General features: G+C 37.4%; 25 protein-coding genes. 4 read left to right on the top strand and 21 right to left on the bottom strand.

Annotated features, from left to right (window positions below):
* Nucleotides 1–20: 20 nt before the first annotated feature.
* The 3 genes from coaD to HNQ85_RS04630 form a co-directional block, all read right to left on the bottom strand.
* Nucleotides 21–506, bottom strand: a complete 486-nt coding sequence (gene coaD, locus HNQ85_RS04640; RefSeq protein ID WP_181536597.1) for a pantetheine-phosphate adenylyltransferase — start codon at nt 504–506, stop codon at nt 21–23.
* Nucleotides 507–510: 4 nt separating this feature from the next.
* Nucleotides 511–1,080 (bottom strand): 16S rRNA (guanine(966)-N(2))-methyltransferase RsmD, encoded by a 570-nt coding sequence (gene rsmD / locus HNQ85_RS04635; RefSeq protein ID WP_181536596.1) that lies wholly within the window; start codon nt 1,078–1,080, stop codon nt 511–513.
* Nucleotides 1,081–1,715: 635 nt separating this feature from the next.
* Complete coding sequence (locus tag HNQ85_RS04630; RefSeq protein WP_181536595.1) at nt 1,716–2,165, bottom strand: hypothetical protein; 450 nt, start codon at nt 2,163–2,165, stop codon at nt 1,716–1,718.
* A 453-nt stretch (nt 2,166–2,618) separates the two neighbouring features.
* Here HNQ85_RS04630 and HNQ85_RS04625 point away from each other — a divergent pair, with 453 nt between their 5' ends.
* The gene (locus HNQ85_RS04625) at nt 2,619–3,008 is read left to right on the top strand and encodes a DUF7147 family protein (protein ID WP_181536594.1); all 390 of its coding nucleotides are present in this window, start codon (nt 2,619–2,621) and stop codon (nt 3,006–3,008) included.
* A 95-nt stretch (nt 3,009–3,103) separates the two neighbouring features.
* Here the strand turns inward: HNQ85_RS04625 and HNQ85_RS04620 are convergent, their stop codons facing one another.
* The 5 genes from HNQ85_RS04620 to HNQ85_RS04600 form a co-directional block, all read right to left on the bottom strand.
* Complete coding sequence (locus tag HNQ85_RS04620) at nt 3,104–3,367, bottom strand: YlbG family protein (RefSeq protein WP_181536593.1); 264 nt, start codon at nt 3,365–3,367, stop codon at nt 3,104–3,106.
* Nucleotides 3,368–3,754: 387 nt separating this feature from the next.
* The gene (locus tag HNQ85_RS04615; RefSeq protein ID WP_343046482.1) at nt 3,755–4,204 is read right to left on the bottom strand and encodes a YlbF family regulator; all 450 of its coding nucleotides are present in this window, start codon (nt 4,202–4,204) and stop codon (nt 3,755–3,757) included.
* Between the two features lie 167 nt (nt 4,205–4,371).
* Nucleotides 4,372–4,800 (bottom strand): hypothetical protein, encoded by a 429-nt coding sequence (locus tag HNQ85_RS04610; protein ID WP_181536592.1) that lies wholly within the window; start codon nt 4,798–4,800, stop codon nt 4,372–4,374.
* A 50-nt stretch (nt 4,801–4,850) separates the two neighbouring features.
* Nucleotides 4,851–5,090 carry a YlbE-like family protein gene (locus HNQ85_RS04605; protein ID WP_181536591.1) on the bottom strand — a complete coding sequence of 80 codons (240 nt, stop codon included), beginning with the start codon at nt 5,088–5,090 and terminating at the stop codon, nt 4,851–4,853.
* An 11-nt stretch (nt 5,091–5,101) separates the two neighbouring features.
* Nucleotides 5,102–5,485 carry a YlbD family protein gene (locus tag HNQ85_RS04600; RefSeq protein WP_181536590.1) on the bottom strand — a complete coding sequence of 128 codons (384 nt, stop codon included), beginning with the start codon at nt 5,483–5,485 and terminating at the stop codon, nt 5,102–5,104.
* 128 nt (nt 5,486–5,613) lie between these two features.
* Between HNQ85_RS04600 and HNQ85_RS04595 the strand changes: the two genes are divergently transcribed.
* A complete protein-coding gene (locus tag HNQ85_RS04595) occupies nt 5,614–5,982 on the top strand; it encodes a hypothetical protein (protein ID WP_181536589.1) in 369 nt (122 codons plus the stop codon).
* Here HNQ85_RS04595 and HNQ85_RS04590 read toward each other — a convergent pair.
* The 3 genes from HNQ85_RS04590 to safA form a co-directional block, all read right to left on the bottom strand.
* Complete coding sequence (locus HNQ85_RS04590) at nt 5,969–6,979, bottom strand: CAP domain-containing protein (protein ID WP_181536588.1); 1,011 nt, start codon at nt 6,977–6,979, stop codon at nt 5,969–5,971. The two genes, HNQ85_RS04595 and HNQ85_RS04590, sit on opposite strands and share 14 nt — an antisense overlap.
* Before the next feature lie 226 nt (nt 6,980–7,205).
* A complete protein-coding gene (locus HNQ85_RS04585; RefSeq protein ID WP_181536587.1) occupies nt 7,206–7,631 on the bottom strand; it encodes a CBS domain-containing protein in 426 nt (141 codons plus the stop codon).
* A gap of 19 nt (nt 7,632–7,650) precedes the next feature.
* Nucleotides 7,651–8,220: a SafA/ExsA family spore coat assembly protein gene (safA, locus tag HNQ85_RS04580; protein ID WP_409994118.1), complete on the bottom strand. Its 570-nt coding sequence runs from the start codon at nt 8,218–8,220 to the stop codon at nt 7,651–7,653.
* Nucleotides 8,221–8,487: 267 nt separating this feature from the next.
* Between safA and HNQ85_RS04575 the strand changes: the two genes are divergently transcribed.
* A complete protein-coding gene (locus tag HNQ85_RS04575; RefSeq protein ID WP_181536585.1) occupies nt 8,488–8,847 on the top strand; it encodes a YugN family protein in 360 nt (119 codons plus the stop codon).
* A 73-nt stretch (nt 8,848–8,920) separates the two neighbouring features.
* Here HNQ85_RS04575 and HNQ85_RS17780 read toward each other — a convergent pair whose 3' ends face one another.
* The 8 genes from HNQ85_RS17780 to cyoE form a co-directional block, all read right to left on the bottom strand.
* Nucleotides 8,921–9,223 (bottom strand): Asp23/Gls24 family envelope stress response protein, encoded by a 303-nt coding sequence (locus HNQ85_RS17780; RefSeq protein ID WP_181536584.1) that lies wholly within the window; start codon nt 9,221–9,223, stop codon nt 8,921–8,923.
* 202 nt (nt 9,224–9,425) lie between these two features.
* Nucleotides 9,426–9,893, bottom strand: coding sequence for a DUF420 domain-containing protein (locus tag HNQ85_RS04565; protein ID WP_181536583.1), 468 nt, complete (start codon nt 9,891–9,893; stop codon nt 9,426–9,428).
* 166 nt (nt 9,894–10,059) lie between these two features.
* Nucleotides 10,060–10,962, bottom strand: a complete 903-nt coding sequence (gene ctaG, locus HNQ85_RS04560; protein ID WP_181536996.1) for a cytochrome c oxidase assembly factor CtaG — start codon at nt 10,960–10,962, stop codon at nt 10,060–10,062.
* 115 nt (nt 10,963–11,077) lie between these two features.
* On the bottom strand, nt 11,078–11,410 hold the full coding sequence (gene ctaF / locus HNQ85_RS04555) for a cytochrome c oxidase subunit IVB (RefSeq protein WP_181536582.1): 333 nt from the start codon (nt 11,408–11,410) through the stop codon (nt 11,078–11,080).
* Nucleotides 11,411–11,414: 4 nt separating this feature from the next.
* Complete coding sequence (gene ctaE, locus HNQ85_RS04550; RefSeq protein ID WP_181536581.1) at nt 11,415–12,035, bottom strand: cytochrome c oxidase subunit III; 621 nt, start codon at nt 12,033–12,035, stop codon at nt 11,415–11,417.
* Nucleotides 12,035–13,894 (bottom strand): cytochrome c oxidase subunit I, encoded by a 1,860-nt coding sequence (gene ctaD / locus HNQ85_RS04545; protein ID WP_181536580.1) that lies wholly within the window; start codon nt 13,892–13,894, stop codon nt 12,035–12,037. Before ctaD ends, ctaE begins: the two co-directional genes overlap by 1 nt.
* Nucleotides 13,895–13,927: 33 nt before the next feature.
* Nucleotides 13,928–15,001, bottom strand: a complete 1,074-nt coding sequence (coxB, locus tag HNQ85_RS04540) for a cytochrome c oxidase subunit II (protein WP_181536579.1) — start codon at nt 14,999–15,001, stop codon at nt 13,928–13,930.
* A gap of 82 nt (nt 15,002–15,083) precedes the next feature.
* Nucleotides 15,084–16,016: a heme o synthase gene (gene cyoE / locus HNQ85_RS04535; RefSeq protein ID WP_181536578.1), complete on the bottom strand. Its 933-nt coding sequence runs from the start codon at nt 16,014–16,016 to the stop codon at nt 15,084–15,086.
* 480 nt (nt 16,017–16,496) lie between these two features.
* Between cyoE and HNQ85_RS04530 the strand changes: the two genes are divergently transcribed.
* Nucleotides 16,497–17,456 (top strand): COX15/CtaA family protein, encoded by a 960-nt coding sequence (locus HNQ85_RS04530; protein WP_181536577.1) that lies wholly within the window; start codon nt 16,497–16,499, stop codon nt 17,454–17,456.
* 106 nt (nt 17,457–17,562) lie between these two features.
* Here HNQ85_RS04530 and thiE read toward each other — a convergent pair whose 3' ends face one another.
* The gene (thiE, locus tag HNQ85_RS04525; protein ID WP_181536576.1) at nt 17,563–18,222 is read right to left on the bottom strand and encodes a thiamine phosphate synthase; all 660 of its coding nucleotides are present in this window, start codon (nt 18,220–18,222) and stop codon (nt 17,563–17,565) included.
* A gap of 38 nt (nt 18,223–18,260) precedes the next feature.
* A complete protein-coding gene (thiD, locus tag HNQ85_RS04520) occupies nt 18,261–19,067 on the bottom strand; it encodes a bifunctional hydroxymethylpyrimidine kinase/phosphomethylpyrimidine kinase (RefSeq protein WP_181536575.1) in 807 nt (268 codons plus the stop codon).
* Nucleotides 19,068–19,087: the final 20 nt, after the last annotated feature.

Raw genomic sequence — 19,087 nt, 5'->3', positions numbered from 1 at the left:
ATGGGTCAGCCCTTTTCTATTTATTGGTTGGCAAATTTCTTGCGTAACGCTTCTTCAACAACAGGTGGAACAAGTTCGGAAATATTGCCATTATATTTGGCTACTTCCTTAACAATACTTGAACTTAGAAACGCATATTGATTGTTGGTCATCATAAAAAATGTTTCAATATTTTCGTCTAACACTCTATTCATAGATGTAATTTGCATTTCATATTCAAAATCAGATACAGCACGCAAACCGCGTAAAATCGCATTAGCATTTTTACTGCGGGCATAATCAACAAGAAGGCCTTGAAAAGAATCGACAACAACGTTCGGGAGCGATTTTGTTACTTCATGAAGGAGCTGTATCCTTTCCTCTACTGAAAACAGTGGCTTTTTTGACGAGTTATTCAACACACAAACATACACTTTGTCAAACACTCTCGCGCCGCGCCTTATAATATCTAAATGCCCATATGTAACTGGATCAAAGCTTCCCGGACATACTGCAATGCTCGCCATTCATTTAGTCTCCTTTCTCTTCCACAATATAGCCGTAAATCGATACGCCTGTAATGCCGTAGGTTTCATGCTTTAATTTCACTAAACTTCCAATATGTTGCGGCAGCTCCACTGTTTCAGCATGTTCCGCTACGATATACCCTTCTTTTTCTAACAGCCCATGCTCATCAATCATTGAAATAAGCGCTTCCAACTCTTTGTTCTTATATGGGGGATCGAGAAAAATAAGTGTAAAACTTATACCACGTTTTATAATTGCTTTCAGTGCTCGATTCGCATCGTTACGATATATTTCCGCCTGATTAGATAAACCGCATGACTGTATGTTTTGACGAATCGTTTGAATTGCTTTTCCATCTCGATCAACAAAGATGACTTTGTCCAATCCTCGGCTTAATGCTTCAATTCCAAGACCACCGCTGCCCGCAAACAAATCTAAACCAATCCCACCATGAAAATAAGGACCAACCATATTAAACATAGCTTCTTTCACTTTATCTGTCGTCGGTCTTGTCGTCATGCCAGGAACGGCTTGCAGCTGACGACCTTTACATTTTCCTGATATTACTCTCATACACTACTCACCACATCAATAGACTTTTGCCCATTCTATCCTATCATAAACTTAATCAGGACTCCACTCTTTCAGTCAAGAAGCAACTTCATTAGAAAAATTCAAATGTAAAATGTATACAAATTTTTTCATTGGTCATAATGAGTAATGGCAACATCGGTTAAGATGTTGTTGCCAACCACGGAGAAGACTTACGTTTCCCCATAAGTTCTTCCTCCGGTTTCTCCTCTCCCTTTTTCCTTCTGCCTTTAGGTTCTATCGATGCGCGAGAACCTAGAAGTATAGAAGGACCCTGCAGCAAAACTGCAGGGCTTTTTTATGTTACAAGGCCTAGTGTCATTGCTCATTCATTAAAATGACATCATCTCCTTCTCGCACTTCAATATAAAACCATTCTTGTATCATTTTTCTGCTAATATAGAGCTTATTATCGATTACCACCGCTCACTCCTAAAAGTAATAGAACGGTTAAAAACTAATGGGTTCGGTTCACTTCAAGGAGGGAAAATAAGAAAAAGCAATTAAAATAGCACTTACTTTCTCCCTTGAATTAACACCAAAAATTCAACATAATTAGCACAATAAAACGCTTGGGCAACTCAAGCGTTCTTTAATTTTCTTATCTGAATCAACTATCAAAGTTGCGATAACTCGATTGCCTTCTTAATCGCTTTTGCTAATTGACCAGTCTGTGATTCGTGACCAAGATAAATCCAGTTTTCAGATTTTAATGCTAAATATCCACCCCTCCCGACTTTTTTGAATGGAGTAACTATATAACCTTTTTCTTTTTCCCAATCTAATGAAACAGATTTTTTATTCTTCGTTGCTTTTACTAATCCTCTGATTTTTAAATGTTTCTCTAATGGTGTACGCTTATCCTCGCTTGGAAGGAGGGTGTGACATTGGTTTAATGTTTTGAAGGCTACCTCTTCAATCTCCTCATCGGAATAAGGATAAGTGAGTTCATTCACAATGTCTATCTGCATGACACCAAATTTTTCATGTGGTCCAAATGGTATAAAATACAGATTATTATTTTCTGTATCAAAATATATGCTTACTGTTTTTTCATCAAATTCCATCATACATTTCCCCTTCTATGTTTGAATAAGTCTCATTAAAATACCAACTTAGCGTATAAATTAGCAGCAATTTTAGCATATTAATCTTTTCAGTGACAATTATGATTGTCATTCTTCTAATTCACATGCTAATTTAGTTGCGATTTTTCCACCAAAACAATAAGAATGTTACTATATCAATAAAAATCAAAAAACAATTCATATGCGAATTGTTCTTAAAATGATAATGATTTTTTAATTTTTCTCTTTCGTAAGTGAATCCGTTAGTTAAAAACTCCACCCTCAACATGATGTACCCATTAATGAGACTTTTACTATTAAGATTCAGACATACGTTGCATATCGCTTGTATCAATTGTCGAACATTTTTTGTCGAGATTTTCATTTTATCAAGAGAATGTTAAAGTATTGAAATAGAAAAACAATTATCATTGCAGAGAAAGGAAGATAAATATGATTCAACGTTTTATCGAGCTGGGGGAAGGTTATTCTGATATTTATGAATTGATTGAATTAGCAAAAGCAAACCGCCATCGTCTGTCTGGACTATTTGCTTTTCATACAATAAAGAAGGGTCAGCCTGTGACATCTTTAGTTGTTGTTTTACACCCTACAGACCCAGGAGACTTCCAACCATTATATATTTGCCGTGAAGGCATTCCACATCCTCACTATAAACCGAACAAACGCTTTGAATTATTTGCAGAGCTTGCAAAAGAGTTAAATCAAGAAATCATTCATTTGGAAGTAAAACCTTCCACATTTTTTGCCGAATTGGATTTATATTATCAACATTTAATTGGCATTATGCGCATGAATCGCTTTATTCCACCACTTCAATAACCTCTTCTTAAAAAAGAAATGGCTGACTCAAGAAGAGACCCTTCTTTGAAAGGGGCTCATGCTCCCGAGTCAGCCATTTTCTATGTAGAATACGTTTAATTATATTCTTTTTCTTTCTCCTTATCAGCCTTTGATTCAAACTCGACTTTTAAGTACGGTCGATATGAAGGCTCGACTTGCTTCACAAATGGTAAAGCAGCGATTTTTTTCATGACATACTCAACTTCTTCCATATTACAATATAAGACAACATATTTAAGTCGTTTTGAAACGTAATGAATATTCCCGAATTTCCGTAAATGTTTACTATATTTTAATGAATATAACCAAACGATGATTCCCTGACGCTTCGGAAACATAACAAAATCCCCTTTTCAACATTTAAACCAGGCGTGTTTATTTACCAATAAAATCCAGATAAAACAAGTTTTATTTAAGTAGCTTTTCTGCCGAAGTCAGCTAAGCAAAACGCTTAGCTGACTGGGCATGCGGACGCATGCCTAACCCAAACTGAGAACGCTTTGCGGACAAATGAATTTGTCCGCCGGCGTTCTCATTCGGGTATCACGGCAGAAAAGCGTGAATCACCGAGAAAATAGTTATTAATAATGGAGCATCAACGCTCATGACATTTAAACCACTATTGTTTTCCAAAAAGCAGAATTCCATCTATTTTTACGCGATGATTGCTATTGCTTAAAAAAGTGTTCGTTAATGTGATTACAATAAAAGGGGAAGCTTTCGCGTTATACACGGCAGCCGCATCTTCCCCCTGTACCACAACCGCCTGAGCAACCTGCAATCGAATCAAAATAAGGATTGCCTGTCGGCACTTTAATTTGTTCGGAAACAGCTTTTCCGATTAATACACTAATTTCATCTAGCAATGATTGAAGAGCATTTTCCGCTTTTTTAAAAGAAGCGACGTTTTCATGTAAATCAAGTTTTCTTTTGACTTCGCGAACTTCTTTCATAACCTCATGATAGTCAGGATGGTATTTACCAAACCGTTGCACTTCTTCGTATTTTTCTTTTAGTCTTATAAAGCGCTGAATCATTTCTTGAGCTTCCTTATCCTGTTTTAATCTATAATAACAACGGCGATATTCTTCCGCTAATTCTGATTGTAAAATCATTCTTGCCAATTCCTCAGCTTGATGAATTAATTCAAGACGTTCCAATGTTGCAATCATCACGAGTGTATAACACCTCCATATTTTAATCATATCATGAAAAATGGAAACAAAGAAAGAGGTTGTCTCAAAATCAAAATGTCAGACCTCGCAACCATCATCTATCGTACATTACGTTTTGTAAGTACGACTGACGTAAGGTCAGACACTTATTAGACAACCTCTATACTTTAGGAAATGTTTACTTCAAATTCATGGTGCAATCCATATTTACTTGAATCGTTATGAACAAGTTCAAGACGAATGACATGTTTCCCCTTCGGAAGACCTTTAAGAATGAACGCTGCTGTGGACACTTCATCTACTTTTTGCCCGTTCACATATAAATTAACATGTCCTTCACCATCGACTTTTTTTCGCTTGCCGCTTTTAAAACTAAAATTTGTAACAATACATTCGATAAATACATCCGTTCCTCTTACTTGATGTTTTACATTCATCGTTCTTTCATCCGTTTGTAAAAGAACGGGCATTGCTTCATCCCTGCTCATTACAGGCTCTATGTGAACCTTTGTTTCAGGCTCTGGTTTGTCATTATTACATCCAGTAAATACAATCAAAATGATAAACGTCATTATCAAGCGAATTAGCAAAGACATCACTCCTTTACGAATTAGTCTTTGCTATTTTGCAAAAAAATAATACAAACTTAATCGCTTTGCCGCATTGATTGAAACATATGAAGCATCAATGAAGCCATTTCTAATGAGCTTGTAATTTTCTCTACTTTGTGTGGAATGGTTTGTTGATAATAATGAAGAGCAGCGAGTTCAAATGATTGCAGATCACCCGGTTGACGCGCTAACTGACGATACCAGCGCGGCTGTTCACGAATGAATCTTTGCAAGAGCGGTTTCGCTTGAACATACTGTCGTACTTCTTTCCTCATTGCTTATGCTCCTAATCTTTTCGAAACGAAAAAGGGTGATGATTTTGTGCGCTTGTATGCGAATGATTTTGGTTTCCACCTTGAAACTGTCCAATAACACTTTGAATGGCAGAAATAGCTTCCTGAAAACTGGCGATATGCTTCTCTAGATTATTGACATCCATATTTTTTAGCGATGACACAATTTTAGACATAAAACCATTACTTGTACTTGTTTCCTCCTCTTTCGCTCCTTTGTACTTTTCCCAAATCTCGTCTTCTTCTCCAAATAAATACCAATCCTCATAAAATTCCTTCCACGTTTTATTTCCGTTGCGCACTTCTTTAATCATTTTTGGATGTCTTTTAACAAATTGTTTAAACTGTTCAACTGAAGGATGTAGATTTTTTCCCATCGTACCTACCCCCTCTATTTCTATTTCATTAATACAAATACCTATCATATACTATCCTTTGCTTCATGGAAATGTGCACCCATTTTCATGAATATTTTTGATAAAATGTATATAGAGGAGGGATGTACGTGATTACAGCGATTGTCATTCCTATACTATTTGCATACTTTTACTATTTAACCAAAAAAGAACGAAGAAAATACTATGAAAAGTGGACAAGAATTAGAAACGTCAAAGAAGAAGCATGGGTAAAAGGCATCATTATTGACGTTCAAGAAAGAAAAGAGCGATATTATCATCATTACTTCATTCATGTGATTGATGTTATACTACATGTCAGTGATAAAAAAATCATCGCCAGAACTCAACTTCCGGCGACAACTATGGTGGAAAAACCAATTTTTCTGAAAAGGGACACGATCATTTGTTATGGCCAGTGGAGAAATGGAATATTTTTTTTCGAGAAGTTTTTAACGAACCATTCTACTGAGGTTTAATAAAATTTTGTGTATAATATTTGTCAAACACCCCTACACCAAGATGTGTAAATTGTTTGTTTAATAATGTTTCCCGATGGCTTTGACTATTTAACCATCCTTCAACCGCAGCAATACCGTCGACATATTGCGCAGCGATATTTTCGCCAGCGATTTGAAAGTTCACCCTTGATGATACTAATCTTTCCTTTAAATCTCCATGCATCGGAGATTCATGAGAAAAAAATCGGTTCTCTTTCATATCTTTACTATGCTTATAAGCAACCTTGGACGTTTTTTCATCCCAGCGTACCATTCCAACATCATGACGCTGTCTAATCACATTTGTGATATCTAATATTTGTTTGGCATTTGCTAGTTCTACTTTTTTTTGTTCTTCAACTGATAAAGGCTTTGGCGCTAACAGTTCACCGCGATAAACTAATTCATAAGGGTGCATTTTTATTAATGTTTCCGCATCCATAAAACGAACGCTTGATACCCTCCCGGTAAACTGATCAACATAAATTTGTGCGTATACATCCCCTAATTTGACAAGCGGCTGAAATGTTAAATCTTCTTCCGACAATTCAAAACGATATGTACCGCTCTCAAGAGAAACAGGAATACTTGAATAAATAGGGAATTTTTCAAAAACATCTTTGACTGGCTGATTAATTTGAAATGGTCTTACATTTACCTTCTCCCCACAAACATATGCTGTAACAACACGATTTTTCAATATTCCTATTTGAAAATACGTTTGTGGCTGGTAATTATAAACCCACCACTTATAATCATAGGCAGAATAATCAATACGCATCGGCTCACCAAATTGTTTTTTTATTTCTTCTGCACTTTTTCCGATCAGTGATACAATTCCTTGTGATGCTGATACTTCTTTTAACAAATGATCATCTTTTACATGTTCCTGTTTTTGTTCAGGGTGTGATGAATCTTCAGGAAAAAAATAAAAAAAGCCGACCGATAGCAATAATACGATGAGAAACCATTTCATCGTGTGAAAACCACCCTCTTTCATAATCGTTGCTACTGTCATTATATCCTTATCTATCGAACAAAAATACTTCAAACGAAAGAAAACTCGTCAATTTCAAAGCTTAAACCCAATCGATTCAGGAGTAAAAAAAGAAGTCGGCTCAAAAGCAAAGGGCCAACTTCCTCAACCACCATATTTATTAACAATGTGGTTCGATGGAGTCAGACCCTTATGTGACCAACCTCTAATAAGTATGATGTTGTTCAGATATTTCGCTCAAAGCATGTCCGGCATTTTGATCGGAATATTGATTTGTCGCTAAATCTCCTAATGAAACCATACCTATCAACTTTCCATTTTCCACAACAGGTAGCCGGCGAATTTGATGTTTCGCCATCAGCTGTACCGCTTCTTGAACGGAAGTATCTGGAGAAACAGTTACTAAATTTTCACTCATCACATTCGTTACTTGATTGGATCCTGAACGTTTCTCTGCAATTCCACGCACAACCAAATCTCGGTCGGTAATTAATCCGATTAATCGACCATTTTCCACAATTGGAATCGCTCCTACATCTAAGTCACGCATTTTTACAGCGACTTCATAAACATTGTCAAGCGGTGTACAGTATTCAACATTCGTTGTCATCACATCGCGTACTGTTTGCACAATAAATCCTCCCTACTGTTTATTTGCCAATAAACATTTGTGTCCAATAATGCCCATAAGAACCGCCTCTCGCGTACCCAACACCAATATGCGTTACGTCTCTCTTTAAAATATTGGCGCGATGTCCTGGGCTATTCATCCATGCGTTTACTACTTCCTGTGGCGTCCGCTGTCCAGCTGCTATATTCTCCGCTGCTGTCCGGTAACTTATTCCAAAGTTTTTCATCATCGTAAATGGTGAGCCGTATGTCGGGGAATTGTGTGAAAAGTAGTTCTTATCCCTCATATCAACTGATTTATAGCGCGCTACTCGTGCTAATTGCCAATCAATTTGTAATGCTGGCAAGCCATATTTCGCGCGCTGTTGGTTCGTTAAGCGCACCACTTCATTTTCAATACTCTTCACATTATCGAGGATAGGGATATTAACCTTTTGCCCCGGATAAATTAAATGAGGGTTAGGAAACTGAGGGTTTGCCTCAATAATTTCCGATAATCCTACTTGATAGCGAACAGCAATTTTCCATAGTGTATCCCCAGGCTGAACCGTATACGTAGTTGTCCCTTGACCGTGCGCCATATGCGGCATTCCTGAGACAAGAACAACCACACTAAGCAAAATCGAAATAACAATCTTTTTCATATTGCTTTCCTCCTTTCGCACTTTAGTTTGACCAAATTCATAAAAAAACTCACGAACAAATAAAATTTTTTGTTTCCTCTCATTTCCGTAACTATAGATTGAAAGTTGACCGCTTTCATACTATTATTAATGAAGGGATATTTCTTTTTACTTTCTATTTATCTGGAGCATGGTTAGTTGCTTTGAAGTTCTTATTAGGAGGGAAATTACATAATGAGATTTGAAAATACGGGAATCGAAAATCTAACAGTAGAATTGTCCCATCTAGACGATTTGATGGAAAGTCTAGGATTTGTGCGCGCAAGCCAATGGGATTATGATCGAGTAACATATGACCGCAAATTCGAAATTAAAAATGATGTATATTATTTACGCGTTCAAGGATATGCCATCGAAGGAGATGTTGGTGCTCGTTATGCATTAATTAAACTGATTACTCCTTTACTTGGCAAACATTATTATCCACATGGAGTTGAATACGGGGAAGGGGAAAACTTCCCATCTTCATTAGTAAACCAATGTCAAACCATTTTATCACAAGTAAAAGAAGGCTTAGCGAAACTCCAAGGGTAATATAGAAAAATGAAAGCGCCTCGGTCAGCTCTCGAAGCCAAAATGTTTGAAATAAAAAACGCATAGGCGCTCCCTATGCGTTTTTTCTATACACCACATTTTGAACAGTTATATTTACGTGATCAACTGTAAAATTCGTCATCGTTTCAATTTCTTCTTTAATGTGTTTTTGCAACCTCTCACAAACATTAAGAATATCTGCACCATATTTCATCGTCATTTTTAAAAAAATAGTGCAACACTCGTTTCTTTCAAAAAGAATATCAATCGATGTATCAGGAAGAACGATTTCCTCATGTTCGTGTAAACACATCATTGTAATCGTAATTAATGTCAAGGAAGCCACATCCGAACGTTTTTTTAAGCGCACTGCCACTTTCATCGCTCCCCTTCACAATAAAAATAAGAACATTCATCCACTGTCACATTCCTATAATATTTATTATACATTATCATATGAGCTCGATGAAAAATATGTCAAAATATTTCGCTGCCAATGTCACAGCATATGACTTTAACATTTATTCTCGCAACAAAAAAGCCAGACCTCACCTAAGGGGAAGGCCTGACTGTTTTTGCTAAAAGCCTAAAATAGCTTTAATAACAGACGTTGTTTCTCCACCACGGTAAAATACATAAAGAAGCAAATAAACAGCAACCCCAGTCGTTGCGGTAAAAAACCATATTACACTTGTCATCGGACCTAGCTTTTTATGTTTAACAAGATTATTTTTAAAACCCGATAAAAGAGTAACGATTCCAAAAATAGCACCGACGGTTGCCAAAACAATATGGAAAACTAAAAAGATGGTATAATAAATCTTCATGTTATCCGGTCCACCAAAGCTAGTATTACCGATAAAGACCGTTCTCGATAAATAAATTAGGAAGAACAACAACGCAAATACAGCCGCCCAAATCATCACTTTTTTATGAGCTTCAATATTTCGCTGACGAATCAAATACCATCCAATTGCCACAAATATTGCACTCAAAACAATGAAACTAGTGCTAATAGTAGGTAAAATCGGTAATGAATGCTCCATTTCTCGTGTCCTCTCTTCACCTATATCTAAATTCTCTTTTTTCAAGTTTTATTTTAGTAGAGTTATACTGATTTTTCAATAAACAAGCGGTTTTAAATCCCCTTTAAAACACGAAAGCGAGACAAGCAAATGCTTATCCCGCTGCAAGATAGCAAATTCTTTATTACTATTCAGAAGGTTGTGGAGATATAGTTGTGTCCATGTTTTCTTTTTCTCGTTCTTTTTTATACCATTCGATAAAAATGAAGAAAAGCATTGTACCATATACAATTTCCTGGATAATTTTCATAAGCACTCCACCCAATTGCTGGTCATGGAGAATGGACATTGACATAAACATCTGTGGACCTGCTAAATCAAGAGAAGCTAATGTTCCAGCAGGTACACAAAGTTCAAGTGATTTCATCCATGCTTGCGGGTCATAATATGTTGCGTACAATGGAGTACCCGCAAAAATAATTAACGCACAAGCTGGTGTGATCAAGATCCCATCTGCGAAAATATATCCAACCTTTTTAATTCCCGTAAGCGTCTGCCAATCAGATAATTTATTCACTAAAGGCCACCACATCATGAGCGCCGCAACAAAAATAATTGTTGTAACAGCAGCGTGTAAAAATACATTTGTTTTAACAATATCGAAAATGAACGGAACGTGATAAAAAGAGAAAAGTCCGTTAAATAAAATAAGTGAGACAAGCGGTTTTGTAAAAAACGTGACTGTTCTCTTTACTACTTTTATACGAAGCATACGTTCAAACATCCAATTAGGAATCCCTAAAATGAGTAACTGCGGAATAACCAAGTTAAGAATTGCCATTTGTACCATATGAGCAGTAAATACAAGATGACCAAGCAAGTCGATTGGTGAACCTTTACAAATATAAAGCAATATCATACCTGTTACAAATAATGATTTTTGTTTTCTTGTTGGCGGTCCTTCGTTTGTAAAGCGAGATCTCCACGGACCAACCATCATAAAATACAGCCATGTAATGACTAATAATGACAGGAAGAAAAATGGACTCCATAGCGCAACAAAACCAAACATATTTAATGATGCCATCATTTTCACCTCGATTCTTTCCATGTTCATTATACTACAATTGTAACGTTTGTACATTGTTAAACTTTTGTGAAAAAGAAAAGGAAATCAGCTAAAACTGATTTCCTTCCTTTATTTATTACCACCAAATAACAGTCATAAACGCCCAAATGGTTAGAAAAGCAACAAATACGCCGCTATAAAGGAACAACGCTGGTAATTCATGACCTCTATGGCTCATATGCATGAAATAATATAATTGGAATCCCACTTGCACAATAGCAAGAAGTACAATAAATGGAACAGAAAACCAAGGTGAAAATTTGTCATAGCCGACTGCGAAAAACGCAATAAGCGTTAAGAAAATCATTAACGCGAATGAAATGACTTGATGTTTCATATCTTCCGCGTTTTTCTTACGGCGATATGCTAAATCAACATTTGGGTTGCCTGAATTTGTATGATTTTCCATACAATCACCCCACCATTCCCATTAAGTATACAACTGTGAAAATGAATACCCATACAACGTCGATAAAGTGCCAGTAAAGACTAGCTACATAAAACTTTGGTGCGTTGTATAAATCAAGACCTCTCTTAGCGTTGCGAATCATTAGCGTTAAAATCCATAACAAGCCAAATGCCACGTGTGCACCGTGTGTGCCAACTAACGTATAAAAGGATGAAGCAAATGCACTTGTTGAGTATTTAAGACCTTCATGTACATACTCATTAAACTCATAAATTTCTAAGCCTAAAAATGCTGCACCTAATAAAACAGTAATACCTAACCAAAGCTGCATTTTCTTAAAGTCGAAATTTTTCATATGGTACATTGCATACACGCTCGTTAAGCTGCTCGTTAATAACAGCATCGTAGCGATGAATACAATAGACATTTTAAATAATTCGTCAGAACTTGGACCGCCAGCTGTTCTATCCCTTAAAGATAAAAATGTGGCAAAGAGGGAGGCGAAAAGAACAGTCTCTCCCCCTAAGAAAAACCAAAATCCTAAAAATTTATTTTTCCCTTCAAGGGTGGCTTTTTCAGGTGATGCTGGGAATGTTTCCGCCGTTAATTTTTCTTCAACATGCATTATGCCTTAGCCCCCTTTTTCTCCGCTTCCATAATTTCCTCTTTATGAATGTGGTAACCATGGTCATCGATCACAGAGCGCAAGAACATGGCTCCAAACGTAATTAATAGACCAACGATCCCAACCATTAACCCCCAAGAATAATCTTTATGGTACATGAATCCGAAAGCTGAAATGAATAATCCGAGCGAAATTACAAACGGTAAGAATGAAGGATTTGGCATATGGATATCTCCAAGCGGTTCTGCTGGAGTCAAGCCTTTTTTACCTTCCATTTTCTCAACCCAAAGCGCATCTAAACCACGAACAAGCGGAGTTTGCGCAAAGTTATACTCAGGTGCTGGAGAAGAAACCGCCCATTCAAGTGTACGTCCGTCTCCCCAAGCATCTGCTTCAGCTTTCTTGCCTTTAAACGTTGTAATAACAATATTAACTAAAAGAACAATCGTACCGGCAGCCATAAAGAACGCACCGATAGAACTGATTAAGTTTCCAGTTTCCCAACCTTGACCTGGTAAGAATGTAAATACGCGACGCGGCATGCCCATTAGGCCAAGGAAGTGTTGGATAAAGAATGTTAAATGGAAACCGATAAAGAATAACCAGAATGTAACTTTTCCAAGTTTTTCGCTTAACATCTTACCAAACATTTTTGGCCACCAATAATGTGTGCCTGCTAATAAAGCAAGTACTACCCCACCAACGATAACGTAGTGGAAGTGAGCAACGACGAAATAGCTGTCATGATATTGATAGTCTGCTGCTGCTGTAGCGTTCATAACCCCTGTTACTCCACCCATAACGAAAGATGGAATAAACCCAATCGCATATAACATTGGTGTTGTAAAGCGGATGTTTCCGCCCCACAATGTAAATAACCAGTTAAAGATTTTAATACCTGTCGGAACAGCAATCGCCATTGTCGCAACCGCAAAAATTGCGTTCGCAATTGGTCCCATACCAACTGTAAACATGTGGTGAGCCCACACCATGAATCCTAAAAAGCCGATTAATACAACTGCGAATACCATTGAAGAGTATCCGAATAAGCGTTTTTTAGAGAAAGTCGAGATAATTTCAGAGAAAATACCGAATGCCGGCAATACAAGAATATATACTTCAGGATGACCGAAAATCCAGAATAAATGCTCCCAAATAATTGTGTTACCGCCTAATGCTGGATCGAAGAAGTTACCACCAAATAAGCGGTCCATCATCATGAAGATTAATCCAACCGTTAACGGCGGAAACGCAAATAAGATTAATGCTGAAGCAACAAATGTTGTCCAAGTAAACAATGGCATGCGCATGTATGTCATACCTGGAGCGCGCATATTAACGATTGTTACTAGGAAGTTAATACCACCGATTAATGTACCTAAACCGGAAATCTGCAATCCTAACACATAGAAATCAATACCATGTCCTGGTGACTCTAATGATAAAGACGCATAAGATGTCCAACCTGCATCAGGAGCCCCGCCTAAGAACCATGAACAGTTTAGGAAAAGTCCCCCGAAAAAGAATAGCCAGAAACCTAAAGCGTTTAAGAACGGAAACGCTACGTCACGTGCGCCGATTTGGATTGGCACAACAGCGTTCATCAATGCAAATAGAAGCGGCATCGCTGCTAGGAAAATCATTGTTGTACCATGCATCGTTAAAATTTCGTTGTAAAGACCTGCACTAACAAAGTCGTTGTTTGGTACGGCAAGCTGAATACGAATAAATAGCGCCTCAACGCCGCCCATCAGGAAGAAAAGGCCACCAGCAATTAAGTAAAGGATGGCGATTTTCTTATGGTCAACCGTTGTAAGGTAGTCCCATATTAGGCTCTTTTTACGAGCTACTGTACTCACAATGTAACCTCCCTTTTTACATGAATCCCCTTATTACTCAACCTTTAGACTCATTAAATATTTTGCTAAAGCATCAATTTGCTCATCTGTTAATTGACCATATGTACCTGTCATTTTATTTCCAGGTTTCACACTTTCTGGGTCTTTTAGCCATTTTTTCAAGTTTTCTTCGTTATGTTCTAAAATTCCTGCGATGCGCTCACGATCGCCAAAGTTTCCTAAGTTTGGTGCTGTACGTGCTTGCTCTGGTCGTTTGTCAACTGGAGTAACCGCGTGGCAACCGATACAGCTCTTATTGAAGATTGCTTCTCCTTCTTTTGCAACTGGATCAGTTACAACTGGTTTCGCGTTTTTCATTTTTTCAATCCATTGGTTGAATTCGTCTCTAGGAACGGCTTTAACTTTGAAGTCCATCAATGCATGAGAAGGACCGCAAAGCTCTGCACATTTACCATAGAAAATGCCGCCGGCTTTTTCAGCGTCTTTTTGGTCAAATTCTAACCAAAATTGGTTTTTGCTATCTTCTATGTTTGTATCCATTTTCCCGCCGACTGCAGGAATCCAGAATGAGTGTTTTACATCTGATGCTTTTAAGTTAAAATACACACGCTCATCAGTTGGAACAACTAAATCTTGGCTTGTAATTACACCATAATCAGGATATTCAAATTCCCACCAATAAAGGTTAGCGCGAACATTAACGACAAGTGTCTTCTCTTTGTCGCGATTTTCTTTGTTCATCGGTTTTACATCAGCAAGATCAAATGTTGCCTTAACAGTTGGAACCGCCAAAATAATTAAAAGAATAATTGGAATGACAGTCCAAATAATTTCAAGCTTGTGGTTTCCTTCCACTTGCTTTGGAATTTTGTTTTCTTCGCCTTTACGTTGGCGGAAACGAACGACAACGTATACGAAGATAATTGTTACAACAATAATAACAAGAATCATAATGGCTGTGCTAAGCAGCATAAGTGAATACTGCATATCTGCTACTTCGCCGGCCGGTTGAAGCGTTGATAAAAACGGCTCGCCACAACCAGCTAATACAAGCGCCATCACACTAAAAAGAGAAAACAAGCGCCAATTGAGTAGCCATTTCTTCATAGCCTAATCAAACCCCTCTTTCAATTTTAGATAAATATATAAATTCTTTCTATATTAATGAGAAAGAATTGTAAACAACCCTTTAATCAATCGTAACGATCACCATTGCTACGAATAAAATGGTTAAATAATTCAATGAATATACAAACATCCACTTCGCCCATTTTAAATCATCTTTCATTTTAAATCCAGCAAGTCCCAATGCCAACCAGCCGATGTTTAACAACGTCGCGATGACAAGGAACGGAATGCCTAATGAAAAAAGATAAAACGGAAGTGGAAGTAAGCATGCTACCCAAACAACCATTTGGCGTTTTGTAATGCCAAAACCATGAACAACCGGTAACATCGGAATACCCGCCGCACGATATTCTTCTGTACGCTTCATCGCAAGCGCCAAAAAGTGCGGTGGCTGCCATATAAACATTAATAAAAATAATACAAGCGGCACGATATGAAAACTTGAATCGACCGCTGTCCAGCCAATGACTGGAGGCACAGCACCAGAGATGCTGCCAATGACCGTATTCAATGTATTATTCCGCTTTGACCACATTGTATACAAAAATACGTAGGTAAATACTCCAATAAGCCCAATGATCGCCGCGGTTACGGTTGTCATTAATAAACTTAAGGTACCAATGATCACCAAGAAAATTCCTAACCAAAGCACCCGTTTAGGTTCCATTCTGCCTGTGACAGTAGGTCTTGATTTTGTCCGCTCCATCAGATGATCTATATCGCGGTCAATGTAATTATTTAGGCTACATGAACCCGCAATAATGAATGCTGAACCAAAAAGAGTAAAAAAGACGATATGAAGGTTGTCAAGGAACCCTTCTCCCATAAAATGTAATGCCAACCATAAACCAGTAAATGTAGTAATTAAATTCGAATTCACAATACCAATTTTCACAACAGCTAACAAGTCTTGCCAAACTGTTGAATGTGTATACTCTTGAGGACCTTGCATAGCATTTGCATCGCCTTCATTTAATGCCCTCGTATCTGCCATCATTAATTCCTCCTTAGTCCCAAATCAAAAAGACCCTCTAACCATTCCATTGAAGGCGTTTCCATCACTTCGCTATATTAAAAATTTTAATTGGAAAATATTGCTGGGATAATAAAAAGATAAACGCTCCATCTCTATTATATTAAATCACATTTCATTGACGAATTGTGAATTTTTTTTGGATTATTTGTGTCAAAATTGTGAATGGCTGCACTTCTACATACAATGTTAGCTAAAAAACTGGATTTTTATAGTATTCATTTATATTTCTAGCAAACTCAATAACAATATTCAACCTTTTTCGCTATAATATTTGTTTGTTTTTTACACTTTCTATATTGTAAAATGATGATGTTTGCCGATTTTATTTTGCTCTCTTTCTTTGTTTACGTTAAGATAATAAATGGATTGTTACGCCTATTTTATCTTTTTAAAACATTATTGTCACATAGATATTTCTTAATTGAGAAGGTGAAGATTTTGCAACGTGCATTAAAATGGTTTGCTGTTTTAACGACGATCGCAATGTTGTTTGTCCTCATTGGTGGAGCTTTAGTAACAAAAACAGGTTCGGGGATGGGATGTGGTCGCTCCTGGCCATTATGCCACGGTGAACTAATTCCTTCAAATATCACTCCTGAGTTGCTAATTGAACTAAGTCACCGTGTCGTTTCTGGACTTGCTGGCTTAATGGTATTAGGATTATCCATTTGGGCATGGCGTGCAATTGGACATGTTCGCGAAACAAAATTTCTTGCGCTTATTTCGTTTATATTTCTTATTTTGCAAGGTTTGATCGGAGCGGCTGCCGTCGTTTGGGGACAATCTGACTTTGTTCTTGCCTTACATTTTGGCATATCTCTGATTTCATTTGCTTCCGTTTTTCTACTTACGCTACTTATTTTTGAAGTAGATAAAAAATTCGACGCAGATTCAGTAGTAATCGACAAGAAAATGAAATTTCATATTTATGGGGTTATCATATATAGTTATATCGTTGTATACACTGGGGCACTTGTCCGCCATAAACTAGCAAGTTTAGCTTGCCCAAGTTGGCCGCTTTGTTCAGAAAATCGTCCTTTTCCTATCCAACTTCATGAGTGGATACAAATGGGACATCGCTTTGCAGCTGGATTAATCTTTGTTTGGATTTTACTTGCTGCAATTCAAGCACTAAAATCTTATCGAAATCAGCGTGTTATCTATTGGGGCTGGCTTATTGCTCTTTTCCTTGTATCTGCACAAGTCATCACCGGAGCACTTATTGTATTCACGAAACTAAATTTATATATTGCCTTAGCTCATGCCTTTTTCATTTCTTGTTTATTCGGCATACTCAGTTATTTAGTTTTATTAGCTGCTCGAAGCAAACATAATGAACAAAGGTTATCACATTTACCTAATCAGGCGAAACGAATGACCTCCATCATAGTAAAATAAAAAACGAGGGATGAACCCTCGTTTTTTATTTTTATAACAAATCAATTTCCTGCCTTTCCCCTTATCCTAACAACTATTTAAATACATACAATCCCTTCACAATGAATTACAAACATTCATTAACAGTCATTACTAATTGCTTAGTGCTTTCAAAAGGAGATTCTGCCAAACTAATCGCCGTTATAACAGAAACACCATCGGCTCCCGCTTTTACTACCTCGCTTGCATTTTCTGCGTTAATGCCACCAATACCAACCATCGGGATTTGAATTCCGTTCTGTCTAAGAGACAAGATAAGGGAAGTTCCTTGCACTTCTTTTGCGTCTTCTTTTGTTTTTGTAGGAAAAACGGGACCTACTCCGATATAATCCGCCCCTTGCGCAATTGCTTTACGCGCTTCCTCAAGATTATGAACAGAAACTCCAAGGATTTTGTCGCCAATTTTTTCACGAACACGATCGGCTGACTCGTCTTCTTGTCCGATATGCACACCATCGGCATCGAGCGCAATAGCTAAGTCAACATCATCGTTTACGATAAAAGGAACGTTATATTTTTTACAGATACTTTGAATTTCTTTCGCAAACACATGCTTTTTCTCTCCGGTTAAAGCGCCTTTACCTTTTTCGCGAAATTGAAACAACGTAATTCCGCCCTCAAGTGCTTCTCTTATGACTTCCAAGGGGTCCTTTTTACAGTTATTACTTCCCATAATAAAATAAACCCTTAATAATTCTCTCATTTTCTCATTCGAAATTCTCACCAACGATTCATCCTCCATTTTCGTAAACACTTTTGAGCATCTTATCGTTTTTTCTCGCGATAAGCCCAATGATTGGTCGGGCCATGACCGTGTCCTATTCCTAATTCGTTTTCAATCGCTGCTTGAATAAAATCTTTCGCTGTTTGTACAGCTTCTTTTACATTGCTTCCCTTTGCCAGTTCAGCTGTAATCGCTGCAGCAAATGTACAACCTGTTCCGTGTGTATTTTTCGTCTCCAGTCTTTTGCTTTTAAAATAAGAAAATTCCTCTCCATCATATAATAGATCAACAGCTTCACTTTCTCCTTCATCATGACCGCCTTTAATAACGACATATTTTACACCTAGTTCATGTAAACGTTTGGCTGCTTTTTGGCGGTCTTTTAATGTGCGAATTGATATTTCCGTTAACACTTCCGCCTCGGGAATATTAGGCGTAATGACGGTTGCTAGCGGAAGCAAATCGTTTTTTAAAGCACTTACTGCTTCATCTTGTAAAAGTGGAGCCCCACCTTTGGCAATCATGACAGGATCGACAACAATATTTTTCCACCCAAATTGTTTAATCTTTTCAGCCACCGCTTGAATGATTTCACTGCTAAAGAGCATCCCAGTTTTAACAGCATCGGTTCCTAAATCAGTTCCAATCGATTCAATTTGCTGTTTAACAGCCTCTACCGATAATGGATATACACCTTGTACCCCAAGTGTATTTTGCGCAGTAACCGCAGTTAATGCGGACATACCAAAAACTTTTAACTCTTGAAACGTTTTTAAATCAGCTTGAATGCCGGCACCGCCACCACTATCAGAACCTGCAATTGTTAACGCTTTGTACACTTTCTTCATTGTGATTCCCCCCTTGCAAA

Origin of the sequence: [Anoxybacillus] calidus (genome assembly GCF_013760845.1) — a bacterium.
GTDB classification, from domain to species: domain Bacteria; phylum Bacillota; class Bacilli; order Bacillales; family Anoxybacillaceae; genus Paranoxybacillus; species Paranoxybacillus calidus.
Note: the sequence above shows the minus strand (reverse complement) of the source record. Positions and strands in the feature narration are given on the sequence as shown.